Origin of the sequence: Nonomuraea sp. NPDC050536, assembly GCF_044457685.1 — a bacterium.
Taxonomy (GTDB): domain Bacteria; phylum Actinomycetota; class Actinomycetes; order Streptosporangiales; family Streptosporangiaceae; genus Nonomuraea.
In genome coordinates this window covers 34997-50960 of record NZ_JBITHD010000030.1, presented here as the reverse complement: position 1 = coordinate 50960, position 15964 = coordinate 34997, and the positions used below count along the sequence as shown (strand labels likewise).

Annotated in this window: 13 protein-coding genes; 6 read left to right on the top strand and 7 right to left on the bottom strand. The window is 68.6% G+C overall.

Going from position 1 to position 15964, the window contains the following annotated elements:
- The first annotated feature begins 214 nt into the window (after positions 1-214).
- The 3 genes from ACIBHX_RS47340 to ACIBHX_RS47330 all read left to right on the top strand — a co-directional run bounded on the left by ACIBHX_RS47340 (position 215) and on the right by ACIBHX_RS47330 (position 3108).
- Positions 215-1645, top strand: coding sequence for an MFS transporter (locus ACIBHX_RS47340; protein ID WP_397074973.1), 1431 nt, complete (start codon positions 215-217; stop codon positions 1643-1645).
- Between the two features lie 144 nt (positions 1646-1789).
- A complete protein-coding gene (locus ACIBHX_RS47335; protein ID WP_397074972.1) occupies positions 1790-2890 on the top strand; it encodes a cytochrome P450 in 1101 nt (366 codons plus the stop codon).
- A gap of 20 nt (positions 2891-2910) precedes the next feature.
- Positions 2911-3108 carry a ferredoxin gene (locus tag ACIBHX_RS47330; RefSeq protein ID WP_397074970.1) on the top strand — a complete coding sequence of 66 codons (198 nt, stop codon included), beginning with the start codon at positions 2911-2913 and terminating at the stop codon, positions 3106-3108.
- 87 nt (positions 3109-3195) lie between these two features.
- Here the strand turns inward: ACIBHX_RS47330 and ACIBHX_RS47325 are convergent, their stop codons facing one another.
- From ACIBHX_RS47325 to ACIBHX_RS47315, 3 genes are all read right to left on the bottom strand, one after another.
- Complete coding sequence (locus ACIBHX_RS47325; RefSeq protein ID WP_397074969.1) at positions 3196-5031, bottom strand: protein kinase; 1836 nt, start codon at positions 5029-5031, stop codon at positions 3196-3198.
- Positions 5032-5105: 74 nt separating this feature from the next.
- Positions 5106-7910 carry a cation-translocating P-type ATPase gene (locus tag ACIBHX_RS47320; RefSeq protein WP_397074968.1) on the bottom strand — a complete coding sequence of 935 codons (2805 nt, stop codon included), beginning with the start codon at positions 7908-7910 and terminating at the stop codon, positions 5106-5108.
- Positions 7911-8361: 451 nt separating this feature from the next.
- Positions 8362-8916: a YceI family protein gene (locus ACIBHX_RS47315; protein WP_397074967.1), complete on the bottom strand. Its 555-nt coding sequence runs from the start codon at positions 8914-8916 to the stop codon at positions 8362-8364.
- 46 nt (positions 8917-8962) lie between these two features.
- Between ACIBHX_RS47315 and ACIBHX_RS47310 the strand changes: the two genes are divergently transcribed.
- Positions 8963-9226: a hypothetical protein gene (locus ACIBHX_RS47310; RefSeq protein WP_397074965.1), complete on the top strand. Its 264-nt coding sequence runs from the start codon at positions 8963-8965 to the stop codon at positions 9224-9226.
- Here the strand turns inward: ACIBHX_RS47310 and ACIBHX_RS47305 are convergent.
- Together ACIBHX_RS47305 and ACIBHX_RS47300 are read right to left on the bottom strand one after the other, a co-directional pair.
- Positions 9223-9855, bottom strand: coding sequence for a cysteine hydrolase family protein (locus ACIBHX_RS47305; protein WP_397074963.1), 633 nt, complete (start codon positions 9853-9855; stop codon positions 9223-9225). The genes ACIBHX_RS47310 and ACIBHX_RS47305 overlap by 4 nt on opposite strands.
- A 41-nt stretch (positions 9856-9896) precedes the next feature.
- Entirely contained in the window at positions 9897-11183 is a 1287-nt protein-coding gene (locus ACIBHX_RS47300; protein WP_397074962.1) for an MFS transporter, read from the bottom strand.
- An 84-nt stretch (positions 11184-11267) separates the two neighbouring features.
- Here ACIBHX_RS47300 and ACIBHX_RS47295 point away from each other — a divergent pair, with 84 nt between their 5' ends.
- On the top strand, positions 11268-12236 hold the full coding sequence (locus ACIBHX_RS47295) for a LysR family transcriptional regulator (RefSeq protein ID WP_397074960.1): 969 nt from the start codon (positions 11268-11270) through the stop codon (positions 12234-12236).
- A gap of 64 nt (positions 12237-12300) precedes the next feature.
- Here ACIBHX_RS47295 and ACIBHX_RS47290 read toward each other — a convergent pair whose 3' ends face one another.
- Positions 12301-12963 carry a winged helix-turn-helix transcriptional regulator gene (locus ACIBHX_RS47290; RefSeq protein ID WP_397074958.1) on the bottom strand — a complete coding sequence of 221 codons (663 nt, stop codon included), beginning with the start codon at positions 12961-12963 and terminating at the stop codon, positions 12301-12303.
- A gap of 93 nt (positions 12964-13056) precedes the next feature.
- On the opposite strand from ACIBHX_RS47290, the gene ACIBHX_RS47285 reads away from it, so the two are divergent.
- The gene (locus ACIBHX_RS47285; RefSeq protein ID WP_397074957.1) at positions 13057-14724 is read left to right on the top strand and encodes an MBL fold metallo-hydrolase; all 1668 of its coding nucleotides are present in this window, start codon (positions 13057-13059) and stop codon (positions 14722-14724) included.
- A 22-nt stretch (positions 14725-14746) separates the two neighbouring features.
- Here the strand turns inward: ACIBHX_RS47285 and ACIBHX_RS47280 are convergent, their stop codons facing one another.
- On the bottom strand, positions 14747-15964 hold the full coding sequence (locus tag ACIBHX_RS47280) for an MFS transporter (protein WP_397074955.1): 1218 nt from the start codon (positions 15962-15964) through the stop codon (positions 14747-14749).

Below are 15964 nucleotides of genomic sequence, written 5' to 3'. Positions count from 1 at the left end.
TGGTTCCAAGCGGGCGGCAGATGGAGCCCACAGCACGCTGGTGCGATCAGGCAAAGTTCCACCGGCGCTTGAGGCTTTCTCATCCATCGGCCCAGCACCCGTAGACGACAGCCGGCGAAAGTCTCCGGAATCAGTTCAACGACAGCCTTGAAGCATGAGTGCTGACGACCACGAAAAAGCGCATCGAGGCACAAGGCGACTCTCAACGAATCGCGTGAGCCTCACGTCTCCCTCCGCCCCACCCGCGTGGCGGGAGTTGCTGGGCCGGGAGTATCTCGGCGCGGCGATTGTGCTGGCCGGCGGGGTACTGGTCGGTGCGATCAACATCTATCTGGCGGCGAGCCTGCTGCCGACCGCGGTGGCCGATCTCGGCGGTGCGAGTTTCTATGCCTGGAACATGACGGTCTACCTCGTCGCCATGGTGATCGCGACGATGCTGACCGGCCGATTCCTGCACCGATGGGGGAATGTCGGCGCCTATCTTCTCGGCTTCGCCATGTTCACGGCGGGTTCGCTGGCCTGTGCGCTGAGCCCGGCGATGGCGGTACTGCTCGTCTCCCGCGGCGCGCAGGGGCTGGGCGCCGGGCTGCTGTCCGGGCTGGGGTTCGCCGTGATCCGTTCGGCGCTGCCGGCCCGGCTGTGGACGCGCGGCGCGGCGCTGATGTCGGCGATGTACGGCGTGGGGAACTTCGCCGGTCCGGCGCTCGGCGGGTTGTTCGCCCAGTTCGGGTCGTGGCGGCTGGCGTTCGCGGCGATGGCGGTGATCGGGGCCGGGTGCGGTGCGATCGTGCCCCGCGTCCTGCCGCGCAGCGAACGCGGCGACACGCGGGTGCCGATTCCGGCCGGGTCGCTGCTGCTGGTCACGGCCGCCTCCGGGGCCGTGAGCGTGGCGGGGGTCGTGGCCGGCACCCTCACGAAGGCGGCCGTAATCGGAGTGGCGCTGCTGCTGGTGGCCGGCTTCGTCGTCCATGAGCGGCGCAGCGCGCTGCGGGTCTTCCCGCGTACGACGTACCAGCGGGGTTCGTCGTTGAAGTGGGTCTACCTGACGCTGGCGCTGCTGGCCTTCGGAGTCGCGGTCGAGTCGTTCCTGCCGCTGTTCGGCCAGCGGCTGGCAGGGCTGCCGCCGCTCGTGGCGGGGTTCTTCGCCGCGGCCATCTCGCTCGGCTGGTCGGTGACCCAGATCGGCAGTTCGTCGGTGACGGGGGTCCGTGCAGTGCGCCGGCTGCGGGTGCTCGGCCCGGTGCTGCTCGCCGCCGGCCTCCTCGTCCAGGGGTTGCTGCAGCGCGAGGACACGCCGATCTGGCTGGTGCTCGTGTGGGTGCCGGTGCTCTTCGTCGCCGGGGCGGGAATCGGCCTCGCGTACCCGCATCTGTCCGTAGCCGCGATGTCCAGCACTTCCGATCCGGAGGAAGGAGGGCGGGCGTCGGCGGCGATCGCCACCGTGACGAGCCTGGCGATCGCGTTCGGCACGGCGGTGGCCGGGATTCTGGTCAACCTGGGCGGCGGGCTGATGCTCGACGCGGCACGGTACGTGCTGTTCGGATTCGCGATCGTCTGCGCGATCGGCGCCCTCACCGCCCATGCCGCAAATCGAGCGAGCCACACGGAGCCATCCGTACTGGCCCTGCGCCGGCAAAGCCCGTGACCGATCCCCTGTTCGATGCAAGGAGAACCCATGACCGATGCCCCGCCACAGATGCCGATGTTTCCGATGGCCCGTGCGACGGAGTGTCCGTTCGATCCGGCAGCGGAGCTGGGCCGCCGCATCGAAGAAGCGCCGGTTTCGCGAGTGAGACTGTGGGACGGCAGCACCCCGTGGATGGTCACCCGGTACGCGGATGCCCGCGCGGTGCTCGCCGATCCGCGCGTCAGCGTCGACGTCGCACAACCCGGCTTCCCGCACACCAACGCGGTGAGCAAGGCACGCGACGCGCAGATGAAGACCCTGATGCAGATGGATGCACCGGAGCACACCACACAGAGGCGGCTCATGACCGCGGACTTCATGATCAAAAAGGTGGAGGCGCTGCGGCCCAGGATCCAGCAGATCGTCGATGACCTCATCGATCAGATGCTCGCCGGCCCCAACCCGGCCGACCTGGTGGAGGCGGTCGCGCTACCGGTTCCCTCGCTGGTGATCTGCGAACTGCTGGGCGTGCCGTACGCCGACCGAGTCTTCTTCCAGCGTGTGGCGGGCGCGCTCGTCATGGATGAGGGCGACCCCGCGCAGGCCATGGCCGCCAGCGAGGAACTGAACCTCTACCTGGACGCGCTGGTGGACAAGAAGAACGCCGAGCCGGGCGACGACGTCCTCAGCAGGCTGGCCGTCGAACAGTACCGGAGCGGCGCGATGACCCGGCGGGAGATCTCCACGATGGGTCAACTCCTGCTGGTGGCCGGACACGACACCACCGCGAACATGATCGCGCTGGGCACGGCTGCGTTGCTGGCGCACCCGGAGCAGCTGAAAGCGGTGCGCGACGGCGACCCCGCGCTGGTGGCCAACGCCGTCGAAGAACTCCTGCGCTACCTGTCCATCACCCACACCGAAGCCCGCCGCGTCGCGCGGGAAGATCTCGAGATCGGCGGCCAGGTGATCCGCAAGGGCGAGGGCATCATCGTGGTGAAAAGCATCGCCAACCGGGACCCGTCAGCCTTCCCTGACCCCGACGCTTTCGACGTCCACCGCAGGGCCCGCCACCACGTCGCCTTCGGTTATGGCGTCCACCAGTGTCTGGGCCAGCCACTGGCCCGAGTAGAACTGCGGGTCGTCTACGGCACCCTCTACCGGCGCATCCCCACGCTGGCCCTGGCCGTACCGATGGAACACCTGACGTTCAAAGAGCACGCCGTCTTCTACGGAGTGCGCGAACTGCCCGTCACCTGGTAAATCACAGAAGGAGAAAGCGTATGAAGGTCACCGTCGATCAAGACGCGTGCATCGGCTCGGGGCAATGCGTCCTCATTTCCCCAGAAGTATTCGACCAGCGCGACGAAGACGGCATCGTCGTGCTCCTCCAAAACAGCCCGGAACTCGAGCTGCAGGAGGACGTCGGTGAGGCCGCCCGCATCTGCCCGGCGCTGGCGATCGCGCTGAACCCGTCGTGAGCCGACCTTCACGAATCGTGGTCGTGGGTGCTCCGGCGGCGGGTCTGACCGCCGCCGAAACCCTGCACCGGATCGGCTCCCGACCCCTTAGGACTCCATGCGGGCGGTCAGGGAGTAGACAACGCGGTCGCCGACCTGGCTGGCCGTGATCGCGACGGGGCGGTAGCCCTGGCCGACCAACTCCTTGATCTTGTCGCGGTGCCGCTGCGCCGACAGGGCGGTGTTGCTCCACCATCCTCCGTTGTTCTGCGTCCACACCGCCGTGATCAGGCCCTTCTCATCCACCGTGGCCAGCGGGATGTACTCCTTGGCGCGTCGGTCGAACTCGGTCTGGTACCGGTCGGCGTCCTGACCGATGGTCATCGTCCAGTCGAGGCGGTCGGCGTTGGCCACCCAGGCGACGTCGTAGAGGACCTTCCCGGCCGTGCCGTGGGCGCTGAGCGAGACCGGAATGTAGCCCTTGGCCACGGCCTCGGTGTTGCGGCGGCGCAGGACGTCGGCCGTCATGCTGTGGTAGGCCATGAAGCCTCCCTCGCGCTTCTCCATGACGGCGGCGAACACCGGCCCGCCGGGCAGGTCGTGGGCCGCGGCGACGACCTCGCGGTAGCCCTTGGCCGTCCACTTGTCGAAGAAGTCCTTGTAGCCCTTGGCCGACAGGTTGTGCGCCGTCACGTAGGCCGGGCCCGGCACCTTGCGCCACAGGGCCGTGTAGCCCTGGTCGGTGATCGACAGCGACAGCGGGCGGAACCCCTGGCCGCTGAGGAGCTTGGCCAGGCGCCCGTGCTCGGCCGCGGAGACCTGGTAGTAGGCGCGCAGGTCCTTCTCGTTGATCGCGGGCGGCACCGGGCCGGTGGGGCCCTTGACCTCCTTCCCGGTGATCGGCTTCGGATCGTCGTCGCCGGGCGCGTCCGGGCTGGGGGCGGCGCTGCTCGGCGGCGTCTCCGGGGTGACGGTGACGGTCGCACGCGCCGGCGGCCCGGCGGCCATCCCGGCCGACTGGCGGGGCCAGAGCAGCACGGCGGTCGTCGCGCCGGCCAGCATCACCGCCGCCGCCGCTGCGAGGAGCACGCCAACGCGGCGCTTCGGCCGGGGCTCCTTGCGCTGCGTTTCACCTTCCGGGCGCGCCGGCAGACCGCCGACGAGGCGCACGAGGAGATCGACGGCGCTCGGCCGTACAGCAGGCTGCTTGGCCAGGGCGGCGGCCACGGCGGGCCGGATCAGCTCCGGCACGCCGCCGAGGTCGGGCTCGCCGGACAGGATGCGCTTCATGATCGCGGGTACCTCGCCGCCGCCGAAGGCGTGCCGGCCCTGCGCCGCGTAGGCCACCACGGCGCCCCAGGCGAAGACGTCGGCCGCGGCCGTGACCCGCTGTCCCTCGAAGACCTCCGGCGGGATGTACAGCGGCGTCCCGAAGATCTGCCCGGAGGAGGTGAGCGTGCCGCCCGGCAGCCGGGCGATCCCGAAGTCGATGAGGCGCGGCCCGTCCGGGCCCAGCAGCACGTTGTCCGGCTTGACATCGCGATGCACGATCCCGGCCTGGTGGATCGCCGACAGCGCCGAGGCCAGCCCCGTCGCCAGCCGGTGCACCTCGTCGGGACTGAGCGGCCCGCGCTGGTCCACCCGCTCGCGCAGGCTCGGGCCCTCGACGTACTCGCTCACGATGTACGGCTGGCCGCCCTCGAGCACCGCCTCCACCACCCGGGCGGTGAAGGCGGGAGCCGCGCCGCGGGCTATCTCCAACTCCCTCGCGAACCTGGCCTTGGTCTCGGGGTCGGCCAGCGACTGCGGATGCGGCACCTTGACGGCGAAGCGGCCCCCAGAGCCGTCCTCGCCGAGGAAGACGACTCCCTGGCCGCCGCTGCCGAGCCGCCCCGCCAACCGAAACCGCCCGATCTGCCCGGGGTCACCGGGTTGGAGGGGCATGATCACCATAAGGAGCATTTATAGCGACACATGCCCTCGAAAACGAGCCGCGCAGGTGGCCGTCCCAGCCTGGGTCATGCTCTTTGGGGGCTGAGGACGCGCTGGTCGGCGGCGGTGCCGGTCGCCCCGCTCCTTCGGTCACGGTGCCGCAGGACGAGTTTGAGCAGCTCTTCGATGACGACGAGGGTGGCGGCGATGCCGATACAGATGCACCATTGCGCGAAGTTCAGGTCGGTCGTGTCGAAGATGCGCTGCAGGAGCCCGATTCCGGTGACCGCGATGATCGCGAGCAGGGAGAGCGCGTACCTGCGCAGCTGGGTCGGTCCCGGTATGGCGGACCGCGCGAAGATCGTGCCGCGTTGATCGCGGGCCAGCAGTCCAGCGGCGACGTGGAAGAGCGACAGCGTGGTCAGCAGCAGGGTGGCGCCGACCACAGCGCCGTGGGCGGCGCCGATCTGGTAGGCGGACAGCGACCCGACCGTCATCACGGCCCCTTGGACACACAGCCGGACCCAGTTCGCCCGGGTCAGGATCGGCGCGCCGATCGGCCGGGGCGCGCGGCTCATCAGGCCACGTGCCTGCTCGTCGAAGCCGAGCGCGATCGCGACCGGGATGTCCACCACCATGTTCACCCACAAGATCTGCAGCGGGTTGAGCGGGGTGCCGCCGGCGATACCGACGACGCCGGCGCCGATGAAGATCGCGATGTAGGCGACCAGCGTCGACATCTGGAAACGCAGGTACTTGAGCAGGTTGTCGTAGAGGGCACGGCCGTACTGCACCGCGCCCACGATCGTGGCGAAGTTGTCGTCGGTGAGGATCATCACCGCGGCTTCCTTCGACACCTCGGTGCCGGTGATTCCCATCGCGACGCCGATGTCGGCCGCCTTCAGAGCGGGAGCGTCGTTGACCCCGTCTCCGGTCATGGCCACCACGTCGCCGGACTGCTGGAGCAGCCGGACCAGGCGCAGCTTGTCCTCCGGGGCCACCCGCGCGATGACGCCGATGTCCGGTAGCTGCTCGAGCAGCTGGTCGTCGGTGAGCGACGCGAACTGGGCCCCGGTGAGGGCCCGGCCGGAGATGCCGAGTTCGTGGGCGATCGCGGCGGCAGTCGTCGCATGGTCGCCGGTGATCATCCGTACCCGGATGCCGGCGTGGGTGCACTCGGCGATGGCGGCCTTGGCCTCCGGGCGCGGAGGGTCGACGATCCCGACCATCGCGAGCAACGTCAGCTCGCGCACCGAGCCGATGAGCTCGCCTTGCGGGTCGAACGTGCCCGGGTCGAAATCGCGCTGGGCCACCACCATGACGCGCTCGCCCGCCGCGGCGATGCGGTCGTTGCCCTCCAGCGCGAGGTGCCGGTTCTGGTCGGTCACCGGGACGAGGGAGCCGTCAGGGGCCCGGTAGGAGGTGCTGCGGGAGATGAGCACGTCGGGAGCGCCCTTGACGTAGCAGCGGACGACCGGCTGCCCGTGTGCTCCGGTCATCTCGTGGAAGGTCGCCATGAACTTGTAGTCGGAGTCGAACGGGACTTCCGCGACCCGCGGATAGGTGGCCCGGGTTTCCTCGATGTCGAGGCCGCCCTTGGCTGCCAGCACGATCAGGGCGCCCTCGGTCGGGTCCCCGATCAGGTTCTCGCCGTCGAGCACGGCGTCCGCGCACAGGATCATCGGCAGCAGGTACGGGTCCAGGTCGAGGTGCTCCCCGCCGACGTGCCTGACCTCGCCGGCGATGCCGTACCCCTCGCCCGACACGGTGAACCGGTGCTGGCCCGGGATCGCCAGCTCGCGGGCGGTCATCTTGTTGAGCGTCAGCGTCCCGGTCTTGTCCGAGCAGATCGCCGAGGTCGAACCCAGGGTCTCCACGGCCGGCAGGCGCTTGACGATCGCGTTGCGGCGGGCGATCTCCCGGGTGCCGATGGACAGCAGCGCGGTGACGACCGCGGGAAGGCCTGTCGGGATCGCGGCGACCGCGAGCGCCACGCCCGTGATGAACAGGGTGTTGAACGACGCGCCACGGATCAGCCCGAGCACGACCACCAGCGCAAGAGCGATGCCGGCGATGGTCGCGATGATCTTCGACAGGGCGTCCAGTTGCTTCTGCAGCGGCGTCTTGTCGGCTTCCGTGGTGGCGAGGAGGTTCGCGATGTGGCCGATCTCGGTGTCCATCCCGGTCGCGGTGACGACCAGCTCGCCGCGCCCTCGGGTGACGGAGGTGTTCATGTACGTGACGCAGGTGCGATCCCCGAGCGGCACATCCTTGCCCTGCACCGGCTCGGTGCTCTTGGCGACAGGCAGGCTCTCGCCCGTGAGGGCGGCCTCCTCGATCTCCAGGGTCGCGGCGAGGCAGATCCGGCCGTCCGCGGGAACCCGGTTGCCGGCCTCCACCAGCACCACGTCACCGGGGACCAGGTCCTCGGCGTCGATCTCGACGGCCTGGCCGTCCCTGCGGACCCGCGCGACCGTCTTCATCATCTGGGAAAGCGCCTGGACGCTCTCCTCCGCCTTGGCCTCCTGGCGCAGCCCGATCACCGCGTTGAAGACGGTGAGCCCGGCAAGGACCACGAAGGTCCCGACGTCACGCGTGACGAGCAGGCTGATCACGGCGGCGGCGAGCAGAATGATCTGCATGAAGTCCTGGTACTGGCGCAGCCACGCCTGGATGGCGGACTCCTTCTTGCCGCCGGCCAGCTTGTTGGGGCCGTGACTGCGCAGCCGATCGCGCGCGGTCTCCGTGCTGAGGCCCTGCTCGAGCCGGACGCCGAAGTTCTGGGCCACCATCGCCGCGTCGACCTCGTGCCAGGCCGGACGGCCTTCGGGCAGCCGCTGCCCGTCGGGCTCAGGCTTGCCCGGCTGGGCAGGAACCGGCGACGCGTCCATCCCGCTCATGGCATCCGCCAGGAGCCGAGCAGAGATTCTTCGCGGAACCCGGACCGACGTGGGGCCATGGGAACCCCTCCCTCACCCGCCGAACCACCGGCGCCCACCTAGTGCGATATATCCCCTTTTGGGGCGTTTATGGTGATCTTCCCCGAAAAGCGGCCACGAAAACCGGTCGACACGACTGCTTACGTGCCCGGCATGGGGACTATCAACGTTGACCGTTTCATCGCGCCTGCTGTCTCCAGCCGGTCGTCGGCAGTTGTTCGTGACGCCGGGCACGCTGCTGCGCTGGCACGCCCATCTGGTACGGCGGCGCCCCAGGGGCCTTCGTCTGGCCCGGGAGAATCCGCTGGGGGGGTTACCGGCTGATCGCCGGGGAACTCGCCGCTCTGGGCTACCGGGGCGCCACCGGGCGGATTCCGAAGTGGCAGTAGTGAAAGGCGGCGGCTCACGCCTTGGGGACCAGGTCGACGTCGAACTCCACCTCGACGTCGTCGCTGAGCTTGAGCGCGCCGAAGAACGCCGAGTAGGGCCGGATGCCCCACCTGCTCTGGGTGACGGTCGCAGAGCCGTGCACACGGCTGTCGCCCAGCCGGCCCGTCACCATGACCGGCTGGGCGACCCCGGCGATGGTCAGCTCGCCTTCGAGGCGGAACGCCGCCGCAGTGCCCTCCACACGCGTCGACCGGAACGTGATCGCCGGGTGCCGGTCGGTGTGGAGGACCTTCCGCTGGATGTTCGCCTTGATGTCCGCCCGATCGGAGTCGGTGAGCGGCTTGACGCCTCCGGTGCCCTCGCGAACCTCGAGCGACCCTGCGTCGATCTCAGCGACCACCGAGCAGCCGCCCGGATCAGCCACGTCGACCGTGGCCTCGCCGCTCCAGCGGGTCACCTCGATGGTGAGGTCGTGCCCGGCCTTCGCTCCCAGCCCGGTACGCGTCGTCTTGACCAGGAGCCGGCCGGACTCCGGGCCGAAGGTGTAGCCACCAGCGGGAACACTCACTCTGCCAGGCTAAGCCTCGTCGTCCACTCACCCGACGGCGGCCGTCGTGAGCCGGCTGTTCGGCCGGTACGTCCACGAGGAGCCGGCTGTCCGGGAAGCGCTCTGCGAGACGACCGCGCATCGCTGTCGCGGCATCCAGAGCGCGCTGCTGTCCGTCCGGCTCGCCGATGCGGCCGCCAGCTGCGACACCGCCGTCCTCACGACCCAGCCCGGCTCCAGGTCCCGCAGAGCCGCATCAGGTGGCCCGGTGTTGAATCTGGCCGCTGACGGCGACCACTCTGACAGGGTGCTGATCGTCATCGACGGTTAAGCCCTGTCGGTCGCTGACAATCCGGGGTGGCTTTCGTGCAGGATCGAGCGCAGTTCGGCGGTGTCGATGATGTGGGCCATCCTCGGGAAGATGCCGGTCATCAGGGTGTGGTGGGTTTGCGGGTCCGGGTCGGCGACGCAGTCGGACAGGATGTAGAGCCGGTAGTCGCGGTCGGCGGCGTCGGTGACGGTGGACAGGACGACGCCGCTGGTGGTGATGCCGGCGATGACCAGGGTGGTGATGCCGCGATCCCGCAGTCGCCGGTCGAGGTCTGTGGTGGACAGGGCGCCGAAGCGGGTCTTGCGGACGGTGATGTCGCCGGGCTCGGAGGCGAGCTGATCGTGGAAGGCGGTTTCGGGTTCCTCGTGGTGCATGAGGTGCTGCCGGCCGATGAAGGAGAACGTCTTGTTGGCGGGTGGGATCGCCGTCCAGTCGGCTTCGGTGAAGCCGACCCGCACGTGGGCGATGGCAGCACCGTGCGCGCGCATGTCGGCGATGGTGCCGGCGACTCGGGTCAGCAGCGCTTCAGGATCGGCCGGCTCGGGAAGCGAGGCGAGGATCGCCTGCTGGTAGTCCATGACGAGCAGTGCGGTCGTCCGAGGGTCCAGCGCCGGGGTGGTGACGGTCATGTCTCTGTCTCTCCTTGGGTGACGAGGGTGTTTGGCACGAGTCATGCGGCCGGGACGTCTTCGGCCGACAGGGCGGGTTCAGGGTCGAGCAAGTGTGTCCGTTTGGGCAGCAAGAGCGGGGTGGCGAGCAGGAGAACGCCGGAGATGGTGATCGCGGCGAGGGGGCTGGTGAGTGTGGCGAGGATGCCCCAGATCACCATGAGGGTGGCCTGCACGAGTTTGCTGCTGACACTCCATGCGCTGAGGACTTGAGCGGCATGATCCGTGGGAGTCCGTTGCAGGCGTTCTGTGGCGTAGATCGGGTTGAAGATGCCCATGCATGTGATCAGCAGGCCCTCGATGATGATCACGGTGAGGAGTCCGGTGATGCCGGGATGGATGAACGCGAGACCGAGCGGGAAGAGCGATCGCAGCCAGCCGGAGACGGTCATGACCCGGTGCCGGCCGTAACGCTTCACGAGGCGTGCGGAGAGGCGGGCGCCCACGAAGCCGCCGAGTGCCGGGATGCCGAAGGCAAGCCCGTATTGCCAGGCCGGGAAGTGGTATTCGCCCAGCAGGAGGACGGCCAGGAGCGGGACGGTGGCCATGATCAGGCCGCCGACCAGGATCGAGTTGAGGAACAGGCACCGTAGTGCGCGGTCGTGGAGGATGAACCGCCAGCCACCAAGAAGGTCGGCTCCGCGCGACCTGGTGGCCGGGTCGCGGGGTGACGCGACGTCGCCTCCGCGGATGCGGAGGACCGCGAGCGCGGACAGCAGGTAGCTGAGGGCGTCGGCCATGATGGTGATGACCGGGCCGAGCAGCCCGATGAGCGCGCCGCCGAGGGGCGGTCCGGCCGCGGTCGCCACCCAGCTCGTGCCCTCGAATCTCCCGTTCGCGGTAAGGAGGTGATCGCTGCGGACGAGGTATTTCAGGTACGCGCCGGATGCGGCGGTGAAGGCGATGCTTGCGGTTCCGGAGATGACCGAGACGACCAGCAGCTGGCCGTACGACAGCAAGCCGAGGGAGTACGCGACCGGAACACTCGCCATCGCGAGGAACCGAGCCAGGTCCATCGCGATCATCACGGGACGCTTGGACCGGTGCTCGACCCACGGCCCGAGCGGGAACGCCGTGATCGCCGCGACGGCAAGCCCGGCTGCCTCCAGAAGCGAAACCGCGAATGCCGACGAGTGCAGCACTCGAACCGCGATGAGCGGGAACGCTCCGAAGGCGATCCACGTGCCGTACGTGCTGACGGCGTAGGCCGACCACAGCCAGCCGAAACCGGACCCCAATTTCACGCGCACATGACTCCCTCCGCAACAACCGATGTTTGGGTCCCTCAATCACATCGGCTACAGGACAGCAGGATCAAACAACCACCTTTCGGCGAGCCACAACGATCCGTTGGGCAGGCATAAGCTGGATCGATGGATACGGAGGCAGTGCGATCGTTCGTCCGGGCGGCCGAGCTCGGACAGTTGCAGCACGCGGCCGACGAGCTGGGCGTGACACAACAGGCGGTCTCGAAGCGGATCGCCGCCCTCGAGCGCGAACTGGAGGTCCGCCTGTTCACCCGTACCGCCCGAGGGGTCGAACTGACGCTCGACGGCCAGGCGTTCCTCCCACACGCACGGAGTATCGTCGCGGGTGTTGATCGCGCCGTCATCGCGGTCAGGCCGGGCTCGCGGGCCCTTCGGATCGACGTTCTAGGCCTGCGAAGCGCGCAGGCCGTGGTTCTGCACGACTATTGGCGGTCGCATCCCGAAACTGACCTCGACGTGGTGACCCTCAGGGTCAACGACCCTCACGTGGTGGCCGCCGCCGTCCAGGCAGGCGATATCGACGCCTCGTTCCGTACCGTCACCGATCTGGCCACGCTGCCGCGTGACGTGCAGATGATCCACGCCTTCGACTCCCCGCTTGAACTCCTCGTCGGCCCCAGGCATCCGCTTGCCTCCGCACGCACTCTGACACCACCCCAGCTGCGCAAGCTTCGGATCTGGGTGCCGGGTATCGTGCCCCGAAGCGAATGGGCAGAGTTCTACGATCAGCTCGCCACCGCCTTCGACCTCCGCATCGACGCGGCAGGCCCGAACTTCGGTAACGAGGTACTCCTCGACGCCCTCGCGGACTCCGCCGACCTGGCCACCCTCGTCGGCGCGCGCGACCGGTACATCTGGCCGACGAACCACGACCTACGCCGCATCCCGATCGTGAACCCGACGCTCGCCTACCCGCTTTCCCTCATGTTCCCCAGAACGAATCCGCATCCGGGACTTCGGGCGATCATCAACCACTTCGCAAGCCTGACACCGCTCCCCGAAACGGCCTGGCTCCCGTCCTGGGCAACGACACCACGCCGCAGCGCCGGCGACATCGCGCACACCCGCCCATAACAGTCGTTTGCGCAGGTGCATGACCAACGCGAGTCTGATGTGTCCGATCGTCGCGGAAGCGCGTCTAGCCGGGATGTACGACGGCGGCCAGGGTTCCGATCAGTTGCCGGAATCGTTGTACTGGCTCAGTCTCGCCAGTGATGTCGACGCCGAGGTCCGACCGGGCAAAGATGCAGGCGGTCAGGGCTTCGGTGGTCGCGGTGATCGTGACGTCGGCCCACGTGGGTGCGGGTGGAGCTTTCGCGGTGAATGACCACTGGTGGCCGTCGCTTTCGGCCAGGTAGTCCGTATCGTCGAGCCGGAAGTACCAGCGGGCTGGTTCGTGATCATCGGTGGCGAGGTCGATGGCCTGGATGGCGGCGCGGAGCAGGTGCTCGGCGTGCAGCGGCTCGCCCGGCTGGGGCAGGCGCCAGGAGTGCCGCACCCCCCACCAGTTGAGCGCATCGACGACAGGTCCCAGGTCGGCTCCGGTCGGTGTCAGGTGATACCAGACTTCCCGCCGGCCCGGCTCGCGGTCGGCGGTGACGATCTCGGCGTCTTCAAGCTCGCGCAGGCGCTGGCTCAGCGTCTTGGGAGTGATCCCGCCGAGGCGGTCCATCAGGTCCGTGAACCTTTTGGCGCCGGTGAGAAGGTCGCGAACCACCAGCAGACTCCAACGATCGCCGACGCGCTCCAAGGCGCGCGCGGTCAAACAGAAGTGGTCGTAGGTACGAACGTTGCGAGTCACGTCCCTCATCATACTAGTTGACAGATACTATCTCTAAACTACTATCTTATAGATAGCTAATGGCTGGACGTATTCAACGCAGAGGAGACGACGATGTGGCTCGAGATCGATGCGCTCAAGGAGGCAGCGGCCTGGCCGGACGCCGACCAGCCCACCACTGTCGTGCTCGCTAGCCAGCTCATGGCCGCCGAGCGTTACCAGGAGGGCTTCGACTACTTCGCGGCCCGCTCGGACAGCGCCCCGGCCGACGCTCTCTCGCTGGCGCTCGCCGGAGCGTTCCAGGCTCGTCTTGACGGCGAGACCGAAGAGGCGATCGCCAGGCTGGACGCGGCTACCGGCCTCGGCCTCGGGCTGCCGCAGTACTTCCGGGGAACCTCGCTCGCCCGGCTCCCCGAGTGCGCAGGCCGTGCGGAAACCGTGGTCGCCGACCTCGAGTTCGTGCTCGCGGTCAGGGATCAGTTCCCGCCCGGCTTGATGAGGGCCGTGTATGAGGGGCTGTCCCATGCCTACGAACTCCTCGGCCGGACAGGCGAGGCGGAAGCGGCCCGAAGCCGATCCGGGCGGCTGATCACCGACTACTCGGTGACCACCGACGACGGGTTCCGTTTCGTACCACAGAAGCTCGTCGAACTCGCGCCGGACGTGCACGTCGCCCAGGGATACGACTTCTCCGACATCGCCTTCGTCGTCACCACCGAAGGGGTCGTCGCCATCGACTCCGCCAGCACCCCCGAGCACGCGGCCGCGGCCCTCCGCGACCTCCGCCGGCTCACCGGATTGCCGATCACGCACGTCATCCTGACGCACGCGCACTGGGATCACGTCGGGGGGCTCGAGGTGCTCACGGCTGACGGCGCAACGGTGATCGCGCAGGCGAACTTCCCGGACGAGCTGCGGCTGCAGAACTCCGGACCGCCGCCCTTCCGGTACTTCCTGCCGGATGGCCGAAGCCATCGGCTCCAGGCCGTGCCAGACCATCTGGTGAGCGGGCCCGAGAAGCTGACCGTCGGTGGAATCGAGTTCGTGCTCATTCCGATCGCAGGGGGTGAGACGCACGACGGCCTGATCATCCACGTTCCGGACCGGGAGGTCGTGTTCACCGGGGACATGAGCATGCCGTACCTCGGCGCCCCGTTCTTTGCAGAAGGCTCCGCCGAGGGCCTGTTCGAGGCGATGGAGACGGTCATGGAACTGCACCCCAGGCTGCTGATCCACGGGCACGCCGGGCTGACCGCCACGTACACCATCGAGGCCTTCCCCGGGCTGCTCGCGGCCTTCCGCGACCTGGACGTCGCCGTACGGGCCGGTATCGTCGACGGGCTGACGTTGGTCGAGATCCTGCAGCTCAACCACCTGCCGCAGCTACTGAAGGATCACCCATCGGCGGTCATCCCCTATCTGGTCGCCCGCGATCACTTCATCCAGCGCGTCCACCGTCAGCGGACCGGATATTGGCATTTCAGAGGGGAGGGCGTCGAGCACTTCACGCCGGCCGAGGAGGCCGGCGCGGCGGACCTGCTCGGCGGCGGAACCGCCGCCCCCTTCCACACGGCGGGCGCCGAACTCATCCGGCGCGGCGAGTACGCGCTCGCGCTGCGCATCCTCGACCTGGGGCTACTCAGCCACCAAGGCACGCCCGAGCTCCTCGACCTCCGGCATGAGGTTCTGCAGCGGCTGGTCGAAGGCAACCAACTGCTCAACCCGTTCAAGTTCGTCTACTACGCGGGCCTCGCCGATCTCGAGCTGGCACCGCCCGCGTGACCGCCGACAAGATCGCCCGACGCTAGGGCACCGACTTGATCCGCCAGATCAGCACGGCGCCGAGCAGGGAGATGAGCGCCGAAGCCAGGTACAGCCCCGAGTAGCCCCCGAGGTTGCTGATGATCAACGACGCGACCGCGGGGACGATCACGTACGGCAGACTCCCCATCAGCCCCGCGATGGCCAGGTCCCTGCCCTGATCGGAGGCGGCGGGTAGCACCTGGGTGATCAGGGCGCCGTCGACCCCGATGTAGATGCCGTAACCGACGCCGAGCACCACGGCGGTCACGATGGTCATGGTCCAGGTGGGTGACAGGGCCAGCATGATCGCGGCGGCCGCCATGATGGCCGAACCGACGCAGACCAGGATCCTGCGGCGGCCGATCCGGTCGGACAGCCAGCCGCTGACCACGGCCAGCGCCACGACCGAGGTCCCGTTGATCGCGACGACGATCAGCAGGTCGTCGGGATGACCGACGACGTCCTGCAGGAAGTAGGGGATGTAGAGGGTGCCGATGCCGTACCCCAAGCCCATCAGGAAGCGGGTCGCCAGCGCCCAGGCGTAGTCGGGGTGGCGGCGGGGGTCGATCCGATAGCCTGCCAGGAAGGTCTTCAGCGAGAACGGCAGGCGCTGTTCCTCGGGGAGCTGCTGATCGGTGGTGACCGCGACGAACGGGATCACCAGGACCAGGACCGCGGCCATCAGCAGGTACCCCTTGGAGGGGCCGGAGGCGAGCGCGAGCAGCAGCCCTCCGGAGATCAGCCCGGCGGCCTGCGGCACCGCGGCCCAGCCGAGCACCAGGCCACGCTGGGCGACCGGGACCTGGTCGGGGACGATCGTGTTGTACCCGGCGCCCAGCACCGACATGGCGATCGACAGCAGCAGAGCGCCGATCGCGACGCCGACCACGCTCTGTTGGACGGCCAGGAAGAGAAAGGCGGCGGCGCAGGTGAGCGCGCCGCCGACGATCCAAGGGCGGCGGCGGCCGAACCGGCTGCCGGTGCGGTCGGACAGCGCGCCGAACAGCGGTCCGGCGACGAGCCCCGCGACCGCGCCCATGACGCTGACCCAGGCGTACCCTCCGACCTTCCCCGTGGGGTCGATGTCCGCGATCTGCTGGGGCATGACGAACGTGCTCGGTGACTGCAGGGCGATCTGCATACCGAACCCGGCGATGACGTACGTGGAGATCCAGCCGGACCCCACACGACGCATGGGGGTGAGGGAGGGGATGGTCAT

Bases quoted from the DNA above. Each gene is read 5' to 3' on its own strand.
- ACIBHX_RS47325 (WP_397074969.1), bottom strand. From the start codon at position 5,031: ATGCCCCTCCAACCCGGTGACCCCGGGCAGATCGGGCGGTTTCGGTTG.
- ACIBHX_RS47305 (WP_397074963.1), bottom strand. From the start codon at position 9,855: ATGACCGTCACCACCCCGGCGCTGGACCCTCGGACGACCGCACTGCTC.
- ACIBHX_RS47285 (WP_397074957.1), top strand. From the start codon at position 13,057: ATGTGGCTCGAGATCGATGCGCTCAAGGAGGCAGCGGCCTGGCCGGAC.
- ACIBHX_RS47295 (WP_397074960.1), top strand. From the start codon at position 11,268: ATGGATACGGAGGCAGTGCGATCGTTCGTCCGGGCGGCCGAGCTCGGA.
- ACIBHX_RS47330 (WP_397074970.1), top strand. From the start codon at position 2,911: ATGAAGGTCACCGTCGATCAAGACGCGTGCATCGGCTCGGGGCAATGC.
- ACIBHX_RS47280 (WP_397074955.1), bottom strand. From the start codon at position 15,964: ATGACCATCCCCTCCCTCACCCCCATGCGTCGTGTGGGGTCCGGCTGG.
- ACIBHX_RS47320 (WP_397074968.1), bottom strand. From the start codon at position 7,910: ATGGACGCGTCGCCGGTTCCTGCCCAGCCGGGCAAGCCTGAGCCCGAC.